Raw genomic sequence first — 15,878 nt, forward strand, 5'->3', positions numbered from 1 at the left:
CGGTCGCGCCGTCGGCGACCTCGGCGGCGCCCAGGGCGCGCAGGGCGCTCGCGTCCCGCGGGCCGTCGGCGAGCACGACGGCGTCCGTGACCCCCGTCCAGCCCTGGTCGGCGAGCAGGGCCAGGCCGACGGAGGTCCCCGGGTCCTGGACCCGGGCGCCCTCGGGGTCCCCGGCCCCGCCGGACCACCGCTCGTCGGGGATGCCGGCGGCGGTCGAGGTCGCGCGCAGCGGGTGCCGCAGGACGACGTCGTGCGTCGAGCGCGGCGGGCAGGTGACGACGAGGACCCGTTCCGGTCCGGCCGCGAGGAGGCGGGCGACGGCCTCCCGGGCCGCGGCCCGCTCCGCCTCGAGGACGTGAGCCGCACCCGCGGTGCCGGGCAGCAGCAGGAGGGTCTCGGGCACGAGGGCGGCAGCGACGAGCACGCCCGAACGGTACCGCCGCAGCACCGGAGCCCTCGCGGAGCGCCAGCGCCCGCACAGCGCACGTCTCGCGCGCACGTCTCGCGCGCACGTCTCGCGCGCACGTCTCGCGCGCACGTCTCGCGCGCACGTCTCGCGCGCACGTCTCGCGCGCACGTCTCGCGCGCACGTCTCGCGCGCACGTCTCGCGCGCACGTCTCGCGCGCACGTCTCGCGCGCACGTCTCGCGCGCACGTCTCGCGCGCACGTCTCGCGCGCACGTCTCGCGCGCACGTCTCGCGCGCACGTCTCGCGCGCACGTCTCGCGCGCACGTCTCGCGCGCACGTCTCGCGCGCACGTCTCGCGCGCACGTCTCGCGCGCACGTCTCGCGCGCACGTCTCGCGCGCACGTCTCGCGCGCACGTCTCGCGCGCACGTCTCGCGCGCACGTCTCGCGCGCACGGTCCCCGCGGGGATCTCGCCCGGCGGTTCACCCGGGCCGGGCGGCCGGGTCCGCCCCGCCGTCGGTAAGGTGAACCGATGGGTTTCCTCGCATGGGTGCGCCGGGTGGGCTCGCTGGCCGGTCAGCGGGTCGGCACGCTCTCGGCCACCGGGACGGCCGGACCGGGCCCCGCCGCCGGAGCCGCCGGACGCCCCCTCGCGGGCCTGCTCGGCGGGCCTCAGCGCAGCGCACCGTCGCAGCAGCCGGCCGACGACGTCCCCACGCCCCTGTCCCGGACGCGCCTGACGGACTGGTTCACCGAGCACGCCTACACGTTCTTCGTCGACAGCGACGGGGACGTCGGCGGGCTGTGGCGCGGGCGGCTGTTCTACTTCTTCTGCTTCGGCGAGCGCTCGGAGATCCTCCAGGTGCGCGGCCAGTGGAACCGGGAGTTCTCGATCGAGCGGCTCACCGAGGTGCTCGAGATCTGCAACCTGTGGAACAGCGAGCGCCTCTGGCCCAAGGCGTACGTCCGCGTGCGGGACGACGGCATGGTCCACGTCACCTGCGAGGTGGCGACGGACCTGGAGCACGGCGTCACGGACGACCAGCTCGGGCAGCTCGTGCAGTGCGGCCTCAGCTCCGCGAGCGTCTTCTTCGACGAGCTCGACGAGCTGTACCCCGATCCCGCGGCGGAGGCCCCGTGAGCACGCGGCCGCGCCGACGCGCCCTCGACCGTGGTCGCGCGGACCGGGATGCCCCGGTCCAGCGCACCGCCCCCCTGAGCCGCAGCCGGGTCCAGACGTACCTCGTCTCCCGTGGCTACGCGATCGGCATGGACGACGACGGCGACCTCACCGGCACGTGGGACGGCGACCGGTTCTGGTTCGTCCTGACCGGCGACGAGGACGAGGTGCTGCAGGTCCGGGGCCGCTGGCACCGCACCCTGCCGTCGGCGCGACGGTCCGCGACGCTCCTGGCCGTCAACGACTGGAACCGCGAGCGCATCTGGCCGAAGGTCTACCTCCGCGAGGAGGACGACCGCCTCGCGCTGTACACCGAGGTCTCGGTCGACCTGGAGCACGGCGTGACGGACGACCAGCTCGCGCAGCTCGTCGCGTGCGGGCTGGGCACGGGCGTGCAGTTCTTCGCCGCGCTCGCCGGCCTGGTCCCCGAGGAGGACTCAGCGGGCGGAGGGCATCCCGAGCAGCACCGGCCCTGACGGGCTCGGGGCGGCCCCGTGGGCGTGGCCCTCCTCGTCGCCGCTGCGGGCGCGCTCCCGCGCCGCCCAGGCGTCCCCGGCTCGGGTGCGCCGCACCCGGTAGGTGCCGCCGTGCACCGCCGAGTCCGCGACGAGGTGGTGGGGCGCGGCGTGGGTGACCTCCACGGTGACCAGGTCGCCGGGCCGCGCCACGTCGTCGGGGAGGTCCCGCGCGCTCCGCGGGTCCGGGAGGCCGCCGTCGGCCGTCGCCGCGGGCGCGTGCCACCGGACGACGTGGGCGGGCTCCGCGAGGTGGACGAGGCGGTTGTCCGCGGCCCGGCCCGTGACGCGGCGGGTCGCGCCGTCCTTGCGGCCCTCCCCCTCCGAGACGAGCACCTCCACGGTCCGACCCACCTGGGCGGCGTTCTCCTCCGCCGAGATCCGCTCCTGGAGCGCCACGAGCCGCTCGTAGCGCTCCTGGACGACGGCCTTCGGGAGCTGGTCGGGCAGGTCCGCGGCCGCGGTCCCCGGTCGGGGTGAGTACTGGAACGTGAACGCCGAGGTGAACCGGGCCGCCTCGACGACGCGGAGGGTCTCGGCGAAGTCCTCCTCCGTCTCCCCCGGGAAGCCCACGATCACGTCCGTGGTGATGGCGGCGTCGGGCATCGCGGCGCGGACCCGGTCCAGGATCCCGAGGAAGCGGTCGGAGCGGTAGGACCGGCGCATCGCCCGCAGCACGCGGTCCGAGCCGGACTGCAGCGGCATGTGCAGCTGCGGCATGACGGTCGGCGTCTGGGCCATGGCGTCGATGACGTCGTCGGTGAACGCCGCGGGGTGCGGGGACGTGAAGCGGACGCGCTCCAGGCCGGGCAGCGCGCCCACCGCGCGCAGGAGCTTGGCGAACGCGCCCCGGTCCCCGAACTCGACGCCGTAGCTGTTGACGTTCTGGCCCAGGAGGGTCACCTCGATGGCCCCGGCGGCGACGAGCGCCTCCACCTCGGCGAGGATCTCGCCGGGACGGCGGTCGCGCTCCTTGCCGCGCAGGTGCGGCACGATGCAGAAGGTGCAGGTGTTGTTGCAGCCGACGCTGATCGAGACCCAGCCCGCGTAGACCGACTCCCGCCGCGTGGGCAGGGTCGAGGGGAAGACCTGGAGGGACTCCGCGATCTCGACCTGCGCCGCGGCGTTGTGGCGGGCGCGCTCGAGCAGCACCGGCAGCGCGTCGAGGTTGTGCGTGCCGAAGACGACGTCGACCCACGGGGCGCGGTCGACGATGCCCGCGCGGTCCTTCTGCGCGAGGCAGCCGCCCACGGCGATCTGCATCCCCGGGCGGGTGCTCTTCACCGCCGCGAGCTGGCCGAGGTTGCCGTAGAGGCGGGTCGCGGCGTTCTCCCGCACCGCGCACGTGTTGATGACCACGACGTCGGCCTCGGAGCGGGCGGCCTCGGCGGGCGACGCGGCGACGTAGCCGGCGGCCTCGAGCATGCCGGCCATGTGCTCGGAGTCGTGGACGTTCATCTGGCACCCGAGGGTCCGGACGACGTAGGTGCCGCGGGGCGCCTCGGTGTGCGTCGTCGCGCCGACGGTGCCGACGGTGCCGACGGCTGCGGTGCGGTGCTCGGGAAGGGTCGTGCTCACCCGCACCAGGGTACGGCGCCCCGCCGGCGGCACCGGCCTCCTGCACCCCCATCCACCCGCCCGCGCTTCGGGGCCCGACCGCCCCGGGCCGAGGCGAGGGATCATGTTCCGGCGAGTTCTTGACCCGAAGTTGCACAAATGCAACACAACCCGCTGGCCCTGACCATGAATGCGCTCTAGTTTCACCCCATGGCCCAAGATCGTGCCCCCGCTGACGGCGCCGCCTCGGCGGCAGTCGGAGAGCCGCTCGTCGTCCTGCGAGACGTCGAGAAGCACTTCGGTCCGCTCCACGTGCTGAAGGACATCAACCTCACGGTGAACCGGGGCGAGGTCGTCGTGGTCATCGGGCCCTCGGGCTCCGGCAAGTCGACGCTGTGCCGGTCGATCAACCGGCTCGAGCCGATCGACTCGGGCACCATCACGATCGACGGGCAGCCGCTGCCTGCCGAGGGCAAGGCGCTCGCCCGGCTCCGCGCCGACGTGGGGATGGTCTTCCAGTCCTTCAACCTCTTCGCGCACAAGTCGGTGCTCGAGAACGTCACGCTCGGGCCGATCAAGGCCAAGGGCATGGGGCGGTCGGAGGCGAAGCGCCTGGCCCTGGAGCTGCTGGACCGGGTCGGAGTGGCGAACCAGGCGCAGAAGCTCCCCGCGCAGCTGTCCGGCGGCCAGCAGCAGCGCGTCGCGATCGCCCGAGCCCTCGCGATGCGTCCGAAGGTCATGCTGTTCGACGAGCCGACCTCCGCGCTGGACCCGGAGATGATCAACGAGGTCCTCGACGTCATGACCGACCTCGCCCGGGACGGCATGACGATGGTCGTGGTCACGCACGAGATGGGGTTCGCGCGCCGCGCCGCGCACCGGGTCGTGTTCATGGACGGCGGGCAGATCGTCGAGGAGGCCGACCCCGAGACGTTCTTCACGGCCCCGCGCAGCGACCGCGCGAAGGACTTCCTCTCGAAGATCCTCACGCACTGAACCCCCCGGTCCCGCCCACGCGGTGACCGGGACGCCTGACCTCGCGACCGCGAGGGGAAGACCGAGGTCCGCCCGACCGGGCGCACCCCACGGAGGAGGAGACCATGCGTACACGTCGAGGACTGGTGGCGGTCATGGCCGTCACCGCACTCACGCTGACCGCCTGCGGTGGTGGCGACGCGGAGGAGCCGGCCGAGGAGCCGGGCGGCACCAGCGAGGAGAGCCCCGCCGAGGAGGGCGAGGGCACCGCGACCGAGGAGTTCCCCGAGGGCTCGACCATGGCCGAGCTCGCCGAGGCCGGGTCCATCACGATCGGCACCAAGTTCGACCAGCCGCTGTTCGGCCTCGTGGGGCCCGACGGCGTGCCCCAGGGCTTCGACGTCGAGATCGGCAAGCTCATCGCTGAGCGGCTGGGCATCGAGGAGGACGGCATCGAGTGGGTCGAGACGATCTCGGCCAACCGCGAGGCGTTCATCGAGACCGAGCAGGTCGACATCGTCATCGCGACCTACACGATCAACGACGACCGCAAGGAGCGGATCTCCTTCGCCGGGCCGTACTACGAGGCGGGTCAGTCCATCCTCACGCTCGCGGACAACGAGGACATCCAGGGACCGGACGACCTCGCGGGCAAGCGCGTCTGCACCGTCTCCGGCTCCACGCCGGAGGCCAACCTGCTGGAGCAGTACCCCGAGGCCGAGGTCGTGCCGTTCGGCACGTACTCGGAGTGCCTCGACCCGCTGCGCAACGGCCAGGTCGACGCCGTGAGCACCGACAACGTCATCCTCGCCGGCTTCGCGGCGGAGAACGACGACCTCGAGGTCCGTGGCGAGCCCTTCACCGAGGAGCCGTACGGCATCGGTCTGGCGAAGGACGACGACGAGTTCCGCGACTGGATCAACGACGTGCTCGAGGAGATCTACGAGGACGGCAGCTGGACCGAGGCGTGGGAGTCGACCGCAGGCACCGTCCTGCCGACGCCCGAGCCCCCTGCCGTCGACCGCTACTGAGCGGACCGTGCCGCGGCCCGGCCCAGGGCCGTCGCACCACACCGCTCCGGCGTCGGCGGGTCACCGACCCGCCGACGCCGGAGCCGCCGGCCGCGCGACCTCCCGCGCGGTGCGGCCCCGGACCTGAGGAGCCCCCGCGGTGAACGTCATCACCGACAACCTCGACGCCTACGTCGCAGGCTTCGTCGTCACCCTGCAGCTCACGCTGCTGGCAGCCGCAGCCTCGATGGCGCTCGGCCTGGTGCTCGCGGCCCTGCGGGTGTCGCCCATCCGGGTCCTCCGGGCGGTCTCCGCGACCTACGTCGAGGTCGTGCGCAACACGCCGCTCACCCTCGTCTTCTTCTTCATCGTCTTCGTGGCCCCACAGCTCGGGAACCTCCCGCCGATCGACTTCGGGACCACCGCCCTGCTCGCGCTGTCCCTGTACACGGCGGCGTTCGTGGCCGAGGCGGTGCGCTCCGGCATCAACAGCGTCGGCGTCGGCCAGGCGGAGGCCGCGCGTGCGGTCGGCCTGACCTTCGGGCAGACCCTGCGGGAGGTCGTCCTGCCGCAGGCCGTCCGGACGGTGATCCCGCCCCTCATCAACGTGTTCATCGCGCTGACCAAGAACACGTCCGTGGCGGCCGGATTCGGCGTCGTGGAGCTCATGGGCACCGGCCGCCGCCTCGGCGTGGTCAACGCGGCCGACGGCGAGTGGGTCCTCATCGGCGTGGCGATCTTCTACCTGCTGATCACCATCCCCCTCGGCCTCGTCGCCGGAGCGGTCGAGCGAAAGGTGGCGTTCAGCCGATGACCTCCGTCCTGTACGACGCACCCGGCCCCGTCGCACGACGGCGCGAGCACCTCGGCTCCCTGGTCGGCGCCGGGCTCCTCCTGGTCCTCCTCGCCGCGGGCGTGTGGTGGGGCGCCCGCGAGGGCCTGTTCGCAGCGGACCGGTGGGACGTGCTCTACGACCCGCCCAAGAACCAGACAGCCGCCGACGTGTGGCAGTCCATGGTGATCAGGGGGCTCGGGGCGACGCTGCGCGCGGCGGCCGTGGCCGCACCCCTCGCGCTCGTCCTCGGGCTGGCGCTCGCCGTCTGGCGGACCACCCGTCACGCCGTGGTGCGCGCACCCGCCGTGGTGGTCATCGAGCTGTTCCGCGGCCTCCCGGTCCTGCTCATGATGTTCTTCGGGCTGCTCGCCCTCGGGCTGGACGCCTTCCAGGCCGTCGTCTTCGGCCTCGTGGTCTACAACATGGCGATCATCGCCGAGATCCTCCGGGCGGGCCTGGCGTCCCTGCCCAAGGGGCAGACGGAGGCGGCGTACGCCATCGGGCTCTCCCGCTCCCAGACGCTCTTCACGATCCTGCTGCCGCAGGCGGTCCGGACGATGCTGCCGAGCCTCATCGCCCAGCTCGTCGTGCTCCTCAAGGACTCGTCGCTGGGCTTCATCGTCGGGTACCCCGAGCTGCTGAAGTCGATGCAGAACAACGCGCAGTTCTTCGGCAACCGCTACTTCATCGCCCTGTTCCTCGTGGGCGCCGGTGTCTACCTGGTCATCAACCTCACGCTGTCGTGGGTCGCCCGGTGGATCAGCCGGCGGTCGGCGCGCTCCGGCGGCACCGCCGACGACGCGGCGCTCAACGAGGTGCAGATCGCGCAGAACGCCCCGGGCGGCAGACCGCTCTGACCGTCCCGTCGATGACGCGGCTGCGTCACCGGCACCCGCTGCGCGCCGGAGACCCCTCAGCCCGCCGTGGCGCTCGCACGGAGCTCGCGGACGACGGTCACGGTGATCTCGCCGGGGAAGCTCAGGTCCTTCTCGATGTGGCGGGCGATCGCCCCTGCCAGCTCCGGCAGCGCCCGGTCGTCGACGAGGCTCGGCTCCACGACGACGCGGACCTCGCGGCCGGCAGCCATGGCGACGGCCCTGCGGACGCCGGCGTGCGCCGCCACGAGCGCCTCGAGGGTGTCCATGCGCTCGATGTACTGGTCGAGCTCCTCGCGCCGCGCTCCCGGCCGGGCGGCGGAGCACGTGTCGGCGGCCTGCACCAGGACCGCCTCGACGGACTCCATCGTGACCTCGTCGTGGTGGGCCGCGATCGCGTTGACGACCACGGCGGACTCCCCCAGCCGCTCGGCGAGCTCGGCGCCGAGGGCGGCGTGCGTGCCGGGACGCTCGGCTGTCAGCGCCTTGCCGACGTCGTGCAGGAACGCCGCGCGACGGGCGACCTCGACGTCGGCACCGATCTCCGCGGCCATCACCCCGGCGATGTGGGCGCACTCCACGAGGTGGGACAGGACGTTCTGCCCGTAGCTGGTCCGCAGCCGCAGCCGGCCGAGCACCTCCACCAGCTCGGGATGGAGGCCGTCGACCCCGGCGCGCTCCGCCGCCTCGTGCCCCGCCGCGACCGCCCGTGCCTGCGCACCGGCGAGCGCCTCCGCGTAGGCGATCTCGATCCGCTGGGGGTGGATGCGGCCGTCCTCCATGAGCGCCGCCAGCGTCACCGCGGCCACCTCACGTCGCTCGGCGTCGAAGCTGGAGAGGGTCACGGAGTCCGGCGTGTCGTCGATGATGACGTTCACCCCGGTGAGGGCCTCGAAGGCGCGGATGTTCCTGCCCTCCTTGCCGATGATCCGGCCCTTCATCTCCTCCGCGGGGAGCGGCAGGACGGTCACGACGCTCTGGGCGCTGGTCGGGCCGGAGAGCCGCTGAACCGCGGAGGCGACGACGCTGCGCGCCCGCTCGTCCGCGGTGCGTCGGGCCCGGGCCTCCACGCGACGCACCTGCGCCGCGGCCTCGCTCTCCGCGCGGGCCAGGGCCATCCGGACCTGCTCCTGCCTCGCCTCCTCGGCGGACAGGCCGGACAGTGCTTCGAGACGGGCCGCCACCGCGTCGTCCGCGCGGCGGTGGACGTCCGCGGCCTCGGACCGCAGCCGTTCCGCCTCGGCCCGCAGGGCGGACGCGCTCCCGCGCTCGCTCTCCGCCTCGGCAAGGCGACGCTCCGCGGACTCCGTGAGTCGCCGGAGCTCGTGACGCTCCTCGGAGAGCTCCTGCTCCTGCCGCGCAAGCCGCTCCTGACGGCCCTGGAGCTCCTCCAGCCGCGCTCGCACCTCGTCCTTCTGCGCCGCGACGTCGTCCAGGGACTGTCGGCGGTGGGCCTCCGCCTCCCGGCGCGCGAGGAGGACCAGCACGAGGGCGATCAGGCACGCCAGCAACAGGACGAGGACCGTCGCGACCTCACCCATGCTGCTCCTCCCGTGGACCTACTCGAGCGCCTCAGGCTCCCACGGATCGACGGGAAGGCCGGAGTCGCCGCTCCCGGACCCGTCCATCATCTCGCGGACGAGCCGCGAGACGAGCGACCCGGAGTAGCCCTTGCGGGCCAGCATCGCGGTCGCACGCCGGGCACGGACCTCGGGGGCGAGGTCACGGCCGGCATGCCACTTGCGTCGCAGGAGCGTCCGTGCGGACTCCTCCTCGTCCTCCGGCTGCACCGTGGCGAGGGCGTCCTCGGCCTCCGGGCCCACGACGCCCCGACGACGGAGCTCGAGGGCGAGCGCACGACGCGCCAGCCCCCGACTCTCGCGCTGGGACCGCACGAGCATGTGCGCGTACTCGGCGTCGTCGATGAGGCCCACCTCGGTGAAGCGGTCCAGGACGCGCTCCGTGACCTGGGGATCGACCCCCCGCTTGGCGAGAGCCTGCTCGAGCTGGTGCCGGCTTCGCGGCGCGCCGGTCAAGAGCCTCAGGACGACCGTCCGGGCGACGGACTCGGGATCCGGCTCGCCGTCCTCGCCGGCCGATCCCGCGTCCGGCGGCTCGGGCGCGCGGCTCAGAAGTCGACCCCGGTGGCCGGATCGGCCGGGGCGTCGACCCGGGCACCGATGCCGAGCTTCTCCTTGATCTTCTTCTCGATCTCGTCGGAGAGGTCGGGGTTGTCCCGCAGGAAGCCGCGGGCGTTCTCCTTGCCCTGGCCGAGCTGGTCGCCCTCGTAGGTGTACCAGGCGCCGGACTTGCGGATGAACCCGTGCTCGACGCCGAGGTCGATGAGGCCGCCCTCCCGCGAGATGCCGACGCCGTAGAGGATGTCGAACTCCGCCTGCTTGAACGGCGGCGCCACCTTGTTCTTGACGACCTTCACGCGCGTGCGGTTGCCGACCGCCTCGGTCCCCTCCTTGAGGGTCTCGATGCGGCGGATGTCCATGCGGACGGAGGCGTAGAACTTCAGCGCCTTGCCACCGGTCGTCGTCTCCGGGGAGCCGAAGAAGACGCCGATCTTCTCCCGGAGCTGGTTGATGAAGATCGCCGTCGTTCCGGAGGTGCTCAGCGCCCCGGTGATCTTCCGCAGGGCCTGGGACATGAGGCGCGCCTGGAGGCCCACGTGGCTGTCCCCCATCTCGCCCTCGATCTCCGCCTTCGGCACGAGGGCCGCCACGGAGTCGATGACGACGATGTCGATCGCGCCGGAGCGGATCAGCATGTCCATGATCTCCAGCGCCTGCTCGCCGGTGTCCGGCTGCGACACCAGGAGCGCGTCCGTGTCGACGCCGAGCTTCTTGGCGTACTCCGGGTCGAGCGCGTGCTCCGCGTCGATGAACGCGGCGATGCCGCCGGCCCGCTGGGCGTTCGCCACGGCGTGGAGGGCGACCGTCGTCTTGCCGCTCGACTCGGGCCCGTAGATCTCGACGACGCGCCCGCGCGGCAGTCCGCCGATACCGAGGGCGATGTCGAGGGCGATCGACCCGGTGGGGATGACCTCGACCGGTGCCCGGCCCTCGTCGCCGAGTCGCATGATCGAGCCCTTGCCGAACTGGCGGTCGATCTGGCCGAGTGCGGCCTCCAGCGCCTTGGCGCGGTCTGCAGGAGCAGGCATGTGTCCACCTCAGGTCTCAGGGGGCGTCTGCCGCCCCTGTCGTTCGGGTCTGTTGTCGTTCGCCGACGCTATGCCCCGCCACCGACACGACCCCCGGGAGGTCGGGTGCGCTGTGGACGACACCGGCACCGACCGCCTCGTGGACCATGCTAGCCGAACAGGTGTTCGAGGGCGGGACCGCCGTGCCGACACGCCGATCGACCGTCGGCACCCGGCAGGTCGCCCGCCGACGGCGCCCGCGGCGGCCAGCTCAGTCCCGTGCGCGCCGAGGGCGGTCGTGCCCCCACCGCAGGGCCTCCGGGACGTCCATGGCGTCGCAGAGCGCGCGCCAGACCGCCCGGGGTTCGACACCGTCGTCGAGCGCCTCCTGCGCCGTGCGCTCCCCCAGAGGACCGAGCACCTGGTCGCGCACGAGCGTGGGGCCCACCGGCCCGAGGACGTCGTCGACCAGGTCCCGGAACTCGCTGTAGCGCACCGCCCCAGGGTGCCACGCCCCGGGCGAGCGGTCGTCAGGGAGGACGACCGCCCTCCCTGAGCGCGCGCACCCGACACCGCGCGCCGTGTCGGACCCAGCGGCGACAATGGCCCGGTGACCGCCCCGACGCGCCCCGACGAGGGGGACCCCAGCGAGGCGCTCACCGGGTTCTCCCCCGCGACGCAGGCGTGGTTCCGGGGCGCGTTCCCCGGCCCGACGACGGCCCAGGCCGGGGCGTGGTCGGCGGTCCGGCGCGGTGACCACGCGCTCGTCGTGGCCCCGACCGGCTCCGGCAAGACGCTCGCGGCCTTCCTCTGGGCGCTGGACCGGCTCATGACCGAGGAGGTCCCGGAGCCCGCCCAGCGCTGCCGCGTCCTGTACGTCTCACCGCTGAAGGCCCTCGCCGCCGACGTCGAGCGGAACCTCCGCTCACCGCTCGTCGGGATCCGGCAGGCCGCGGCGCGGGCGGGGACACTCGTGCGCGACGTCGAGGTCGGGGTCCGTACCGGGGACACCCCGCAGTCGGAGCGCCGAGCGTTCGCGACGCGACCCCCCGACATCCTCATCACCACCCCCGAGTCCCTCTTCCTGGTCCTGACGTCGGCCGCCCGCGCGGGGCTCACGGGTGTCCGGACCGTCATCCTGGACGAGATCCACGCGGTCGCCGGCACCAAGCGCGGGGCCCACCTGGCGGTGAGCCTCGAGCGCCTCGACACCCTCCTGGAGCAGCACGGCGGTCCCGCCCAGCGCGTCGGGCTCTCGGCGACGGTGCGGCCGGTGGACGCCGTCGCCCGCTTCCTGTCGGGCGCACGCCCCGCCGCCGAGGGCGGACGCGCGGTCACGGTGGTGCAGCCGCCCTCGACCAAGCGGGTGGAGGTCCAGGTCGTCGTCCCGGTGCCCGACCTCGCGGACCTGGCGTCCGCGGGCTCCCCGACGGCCCCCGCCCCGGGCCGCGGCGTCCCGGACCCCACCGCCGACCTGACCGGCTCGGCGGCGGGCGCGCCGCCGCGACCCTCCATCTGGCCGCACGTCGAGGAACGCGTCGTCGACCTCGTCGCGGCGCACCGCTCGACCCTCGTCTTCACCAACTCCCGGCGCGGGGCCGAACGTCTCACCGCCCGGATGAACGAGGTCTGGGCGGAGCGGCAGGGCGAGGACCTCCCCGACGCCGCGACCCTCCAGCCGGCACAGGTGCAGGCGCAGTCCGGGGCCGCGGTCGGCATCGACACGGCCGACCCCTCCCGCGTGCTGGCGCGTGCGCACCACGGGTCCATGAGCCGCACGGAGCGGACCCGCACGGAGTCCGACCTCAAGGCCGGGCGCCTCCCCGCGGTCGTCGCGACGTCGTCCCTCGAGCTCGGCATCGACATGGGGGCGGTGGACCTCGTGGTGCAGGTCGGCTCGCCGCCCTCCGTGGCGTCCGGGCTGCAGCGCGTCGGTCGCGCGGGGCACCAGGTCGGCGCGGTCTCCCGCGGTGTGCTCTTCCCGACCTTCCGCGGCGACCTCGTCCCGGGCGCCGTCATCGCCCAGCGGATGCGGGACGGCCAGATCGAGTCCCTGGCCGTGCCGCAGAACCCCCTGGACGTCCTCGCCCAGCAGGTCGTCGCGATGGTCGCGGTCGACGAGTGGACCGTCGACGACCTGGCCGTCGTCGTCCGCCGCGCCGCCCCCTTCGCCGAGCTGGGCGACGGGACGCTGCGGGCCGTCCTGGACATGCTCGCGGGTCGCTACCCCTCCGAGGAGTTCGCCGAGCTGCGCCCGCGCCTGGTCTGGGACCGCAGCAGCGGCGTCCTCACCGGTCGTCCCGGCGCCCTCCGGCTCGCGGCGACGAGCGGCGGCACCATCCCGGACCGCGGGCTGTACGGGGTCTTCCTCGCCTCGGGCGCCGAGGGGACCGACGGCGGCGGTGCCGGGGCGGCAGGCGCCGGGACCCAGCGCGGCGGCAAGCGCGTCGGCGAGCTCGACGAGGAGATGGTCTACGAGTCGCGGGTGGGTGACACGTTCACCCTGGGCTCCAGCACGTGGCGCATCGAGGACATCACGCCCGACCGCGTGCTCGTCTCCCCCGCCCCCGGTGTCCCGGGCCGGCTGCCCTTCTGGAAGGGCGACTCGCCCGGGCGGCCGGCCGAGCTCGGACGCGCCCTCGGGGGCTGGGTGCGCGAGCTCACCGCCGCGGACCCGGCGACCGCCCGGGAGCGGGTGCGGGACGGCGGGCTGGACGACTGGGCCACGGACAACCTCCTCGCCTACCTCGCGGAGCAGCGTGCCGCGACCGGCCACCTGCCCGACGACCGCACCGTCGTGGTCGAGCGGTTCCGCGACGAGATCGGCGACTGGCGCGTCGTCGTCCACTCGCCCTACGGCGCCCGCGTCCACGCGCCCTGGGCGCTGGTCATCGCCGCCCGCCTGCGCGACCGGTACGGCCTGGACGCCGCCGCGCTGCACTCCGACGACGGGATCGTCCTGCGGCTGCCGGACGTCACCAGCAGCGGCACGTGGGACGTCGCGGCCGGGCGGTGGGTCGAGGAGGGCGACGGGCCGGAGGTCGACCTGTCCGACCTCGTCGTCGAGCCGGAGGAGGTGGCCGAGGCGGTGCGCGCCGAGCTCGGCTCCTCGGCCCTGTTCGCGGCGCGGTTCCGGGAGGCCGCCGCCCGGTCGCTGCTCCTGCCGCGACGCCGGCCCGACAAGCGCCAGCCGCTCTGGCAGCAGCGGCAGCGGGCCGCGCAGCTGCTGTCCGTCGCCTCCCGCTACCCCGACTTCCCGGTCCTCCTGGAGGCCGCGCGGGAGTGCCTCCAGGACGACTTCGACGTCGCCGCCCTGGTCGAGCTCATGCAGCAGGTCCGGCAGCGTCAGGTGCGCGTCGTCGAGGTGACGACACCGAGCCCGTCGCCCTTCGCCCAGTCGCTCCTGTTCGGCTACACGGCCCAGTTCCTCTACGACGGCGACGCCCCGCTGGCCGAGCGCCGCGCCGCCGCCCTCACCCTGGACCCGACGCTGCTCGCGGAGCTGCTCGGTCAGGGCGGCTCCGCCCAGCTCGCCGACCTGCTGGACCCCGAGGCCGTCCAGCGGACGGAGGCCGAGCTGTCCGGGACCGCGCCGGACCGTCGGGCGCGGGACCTCGAGGGGCTCGCCGACGTCGTCCGGCGCCACGGCCCGCTGACGCTCGCCGAGGTCCGGGACCGCGTCCGGACCGAGCAGCACGACGACGCCGAGCGGTGGCTGGGCGAGCTGGTCGCAGCCCGACGTGTGCTGCACCTGCGGCACGGGGAGCGCGAGTGGTGGGCGGCGGTCGAGGACGCCGGACGGCTCCGGGACGCGCTCGGCGTGGCGCTGCCCGTGGGCGTCCCGGAGGTCTTCACCGAGCTGGTGCCCGACCCGCTCGGGGACCTCCTGCGCCGCCATGCCCGGACGCACGGCCCGTTCACGGCGGCCATCGTGGCCGAGCGGTTCGGCGTCGGCACGGGCGTCGTCACGGAGGTGCTCCGCCGGCTGGAGACCCAGCGGGTCCTGGCCTTCGGGCGCCTGCGCCCCGAGCTGCTGGGCGGGACCGGGGAGGACTGGTGCGACCTGGAGGTGCTGCGCGTCCTGCGCCGCCGGTCGCTGGCCGCCCTGCGCGCCGAGGTGGAGCCGGTCGCGCAGCAGGGGCTCGGGGTGTTCCTGCCGCGGTGGCAGGGGGTGGTGGAGCAGGGCGTGGTGGAGCAGGGCGTGGTGGAGCAGGGCGTGGTGGAGCAGGGCGTGGTCGAGCAGGGGGTGCCCACCGCCCAGCCGGCGCGGAGCCCCCGCACCCGCCTGCGCGGCGTCGACGGGCTCGCCCGCGTCGTCGAGCAGCTCGCCGGCGCCGCCGTGCCCGCCTCGGCCCTGGAGACCCTCGTCCTCCCGGCCCGGATCACCGACTACACGCCGGCGATGCTCGACGAGCTCACCTCGGCCGGTGAGGTCCTGTGGGCCGGGCACGGGGCGCTCGCCGGGCGCGACGGGCTGGTGAGCCTGCACCCCGCGACCACCGCGGACCTGACCCTCGCCCCCGCGGACGAGCGCGAGCCCGGTGGTCACCTCGCCCGGCCCGTCCACGAGGCCGTCGTCGAGGCGCTCGCCGGCGGGGGTGCGTACTTCCTGCCCGGTCTCGTCGACCGGGTCCGCACGCTGCTCGCCGCCGCCCCGGACGAGCCCGCGGTCGGCGTGGCCGACGTGACCGAGGCGCTGTGGGACCTCGTGTGGTCCGGGTGGGTCACCAACGACGGCCTCGCGGTCCTCCGGGGTCGGCTCACGGCCGGCTCGGGCGGGACGGCGCACCGGGTGCGACGCCAGGCGCCGCGGGGCCGGGCGCTGACCGGGCGCGCCCTGGGCGGGATCGCCCTGCGACCGGGACGACCGGCCGGGGGCGGCGACGCGCCGGGGCGGTGGTCGCTGCTGCCCGACCGCGAGCCGGACGTGACGGTCCGCAGCCATGCCCTCGCGGTGCAGCTGCTCGACCGGCACGGGGTCCTCACCCGGGCGGTCGCCGGCTCCGAGGGCATCAGCGGGCGCTTCACCGCCGTGTACCGGGTCCTCAGCGGCCTGGAGGAGGCCGGCAAGGTGCGCCGCGGCTACTTCGTCGAGCACCTGGGCGGGTCGCAGTTCGCCCTGCCGGGCGCCGTGGACGAGCTCCGCGAGGACGCCCGGGACGCCGTCGACGAGCTCTCGGGCCCTCCCGACGACACCGCTCCCGTCCCCGGCACGGATGCGCGACGGGGCGGTGGCGCGCGGCCGGGCCGGTCGCTCCCGTCCGTCGTCCTCGCGGCGACCGACCCCGCCAACCCGTACGGTGCCGCGCTGGCCTGGCCGTCGGCCCCGTCCGCCGTCCGCGGCCCGTCCGGGTCCCCTGCCGCGGGCGAGGGC

General features: G+C 74.5%; 13 protein-coding genes. 7 read left to right on the forward strand and 6 right to left on the reverse strand.

Annotated features, from left to right (window positions below; genetic code table 11):
• Positions 1–424 (reverse strand): hypothetical protein (locus tag N866_RS10495; RefSeq protein ID WP_216699432.1); only part of this gene is annotated, 424 nt, incomplete at its 3' end.
• Positions 425–941: 517 nt separating this feature from the next.
• On the opposite strand from N866_RS10495, the gene N866_RS10500 reads away from it, so the two are divergent.
• Together N866_RS10500 and N866_RS10505 are read left to right on the forward strand one after the other, a co-directional pair.
• Positions 942–1,550: a type III secretion system chaperone family protein gene (locus N866_RS10500; protein ID WP_081802550.1), complete on the forward strand. Its 609-nt coding sequence runs from the start codon at positions 942–944 to the stop codon at positions 1,548–1,550.
• On the forward strand, positions 1,547–2,065 hold the full coding sequence (locus N866_RS10505) for a type III secretion system chaperone family protein (RefSeq protein WP_052022894.1): 519 nt from the start codon (positions 1,547–1,549) through the stop codon (positions 2,063–2,065). Before N866_RS10500 ends, N866_RS10505 begins: the two co-directional genes overlap by 4 nt.
• On the opposite strand, the gene miaB is transcribed toward N866_RS10505, so the two are convergent.
• Positions 2,027–3,682 carry a tRNA (N6-isopentenyl adenosine(37)-C2)-methylthiotransferase MiaB gene (gene miaB / locus N866_RS10510; protein ID WP_155855298.1) on the reverse strand — a complete coding sequence of 552 codons (1,656 nt, stop codon included), beginning with the start codon at positions 3,680–3,682 and terminating at the stop codon, positions 2,027–2,029. The two genes, N866_RS10505 and miaB, sit on opposite strands and share 39 nt — an antisense overlap.
• 189 nt (positions 3,683–3,871) lie before the next feature.
• On the opposite strand from miaB, the gene N866_RS10515 reads away from it, so the two are divergent.
• From N866_RS10515 to N866_RS10530, 4 genes are all read left to right on the forward strand, one after another.
• On the forward strand, positions 3,872–4,657 hold the full coding sequence (locus tag N866_RS10515; RefSeq protein ID WP_034226167.1) for an amino acid ABC transporter ATP-binding protein: 786 nt from the start codon (positions 3,872–3,874) through the stop codon (positions 4,655–4,657).
• Between the two features lie 104 nt (positions 4,658–4,761).
• Positions 4,762–5,667 (forward strand): glutamate ABC transporter substrate-binding protein, encoded by a 906-nt coding sequence (locus N866_RS10520; RefSeq protein ID WP_034226168.1) that lies wholly within the window; start codon positions 4,762–4,764, stop codon positions 5,665–5,667.
• A 139-nt stretch (positions 5,668–5,806) separates the two neighbouring features.
• Positions 5,807–6,460: an amino acid ABC transporter permease gene (locus N866_RS10525; RefSeq protein WP_034226169.1), complete on the forward strand. Its 654-nt coding sequence runs from the start codon at positions 5,807–5,809 to the stop codon at positions 6,458–6,460.
• Positions 6,457–7,338 (forward strand): amino acid ABC transporter permease, encoded by an 882-nt coding sequence (locus N866_RS10530; protein WP_034226171.1) that lies wholly within the window; start codon positions 6,457–6,459, stop codon positions 7,336–7,338. Before N866_RS10525 ends, N866_RS10530 begins: the two co-directional genes overlap by 4 nt.
• Before the next feature lie 56 nt (positions 7,339–7,394).
• On the opposite strand, the gene rny is transcribed toward N866_RS10530, so the two are convergent.
• The 4 genes from rny to N866_RS10550 form a co-directional block, all read right to left on the reverse strand.
• On the reverse strand, positions 7,395–8,897 hold the full coding sequence (gene rny / locus N866_RS10535) for a ribonuclease Y (protein WP_034226173.1): 1,503 nt from the start codon (positions 8,895–8,897) through the stop codon (positions 7,395–7,397).
• Between the two features lie 18 nt (positions 8,898–8,915).
• On the reverse strand, positions 8,916–9,488 hold the full coding sequence (locus N866_RS10540) for a regulatory protein RecX (protein ID WP_052022896.1): 573 nt from the start codon (positions 9,486–9,488) through the stop codon (positions 8,916–8,918).
• Positions 9,485–10,525: a recombinase RecA gene (recA, locus tag N866_RS10545; RefSeq protein ID WP_034226176.1), complete on the reverse strand. Its 1,041-nt coding sequence runs from the start codon at positions 10,523–10,525 to the stop codon at positions 9,485–9,487. Before recA ends, N866_RS10540 begins: the two co-directional genes overlap by 4 nt.
• Before the next feature lie 250 nt (positions 10,526–10,775).
• Positions 10,776–11,000 carry a DUF3046 domain-containing protein gene (locus tag N866_RS10550; RefSeq protein WP_034226177.1) on the reverse strand — a complete coding sequence of 75 codons (225 nt, stop codon included), beginning with the start codon at positions 10,998–11,000 and terminating at the stop codon, positions 10,776–10,778.
• A 114-nt stretch (positions 11,001–11,114) separates the two neighbouring features.
• Here N866_RS10550 and N866_RS10555 point away from each other — a divergent pair.
• Positions 11,115–15,878 (forward strand): ATP-dependent helicase (locus tag N866_RS10555; protein WP_034226179.1); only part of this gene is annotated, 4,764 nt, incomplete at its 3' end.

Origin of the sequence: Actinotalea ferrariae CF5-4, from assembly GCF_000603945.1 — a bacterium.
GTDB classification, from domain to species: Bacteria; Actinomycetota; Actinomycetes; order Actinomycetales; family Cellulomonadaceae; genus Actinotalea; species Actinotalea ferrariae.

Coding starts and splice junctions, on each gene's coding strand:
- N866_RS10500 (WP_081802550.1), top strand. CDS start 942: ATGGGTTTCCTCGCATGGGTGCGCCGGGTGGGCTCGCTGGCCGGTCAG.
- N866_RS10515 (WP_034226167.1), top strand. CDS start 3,872: ATGGCCCAAGATCGTGCCCCCGCTGACGGCGCCGCCTCGGCGGCAGTC.
- N866_RS10520 (WP_034226168.1), top strand. CDS start 4,762: ATGCGTACACGTCGAGGACTGGTGGCGGTCATGGCCGTCACCGCACTC.
- N866_RS10530 (WP_034226171.1), top strand. CDS start 6,457: ATGACCTCCGTCCTGTACGACGCACCCGGCCCCGTCGCACGACGGCGC.
- rny (WP_034226173.1), bottom strand. CDS start 8,897: ATGGGTGAGGTCGCGACGGTCCTCGTCCTGTTGCTGGCGTGCCTGATC.
- recA (WP_034226176.1), bottom strand. CDS start 10,525: ATGCCTGCTCCTGCAGACCGCGCCAAGGCGCTGGAGGCCGCACTCGGC.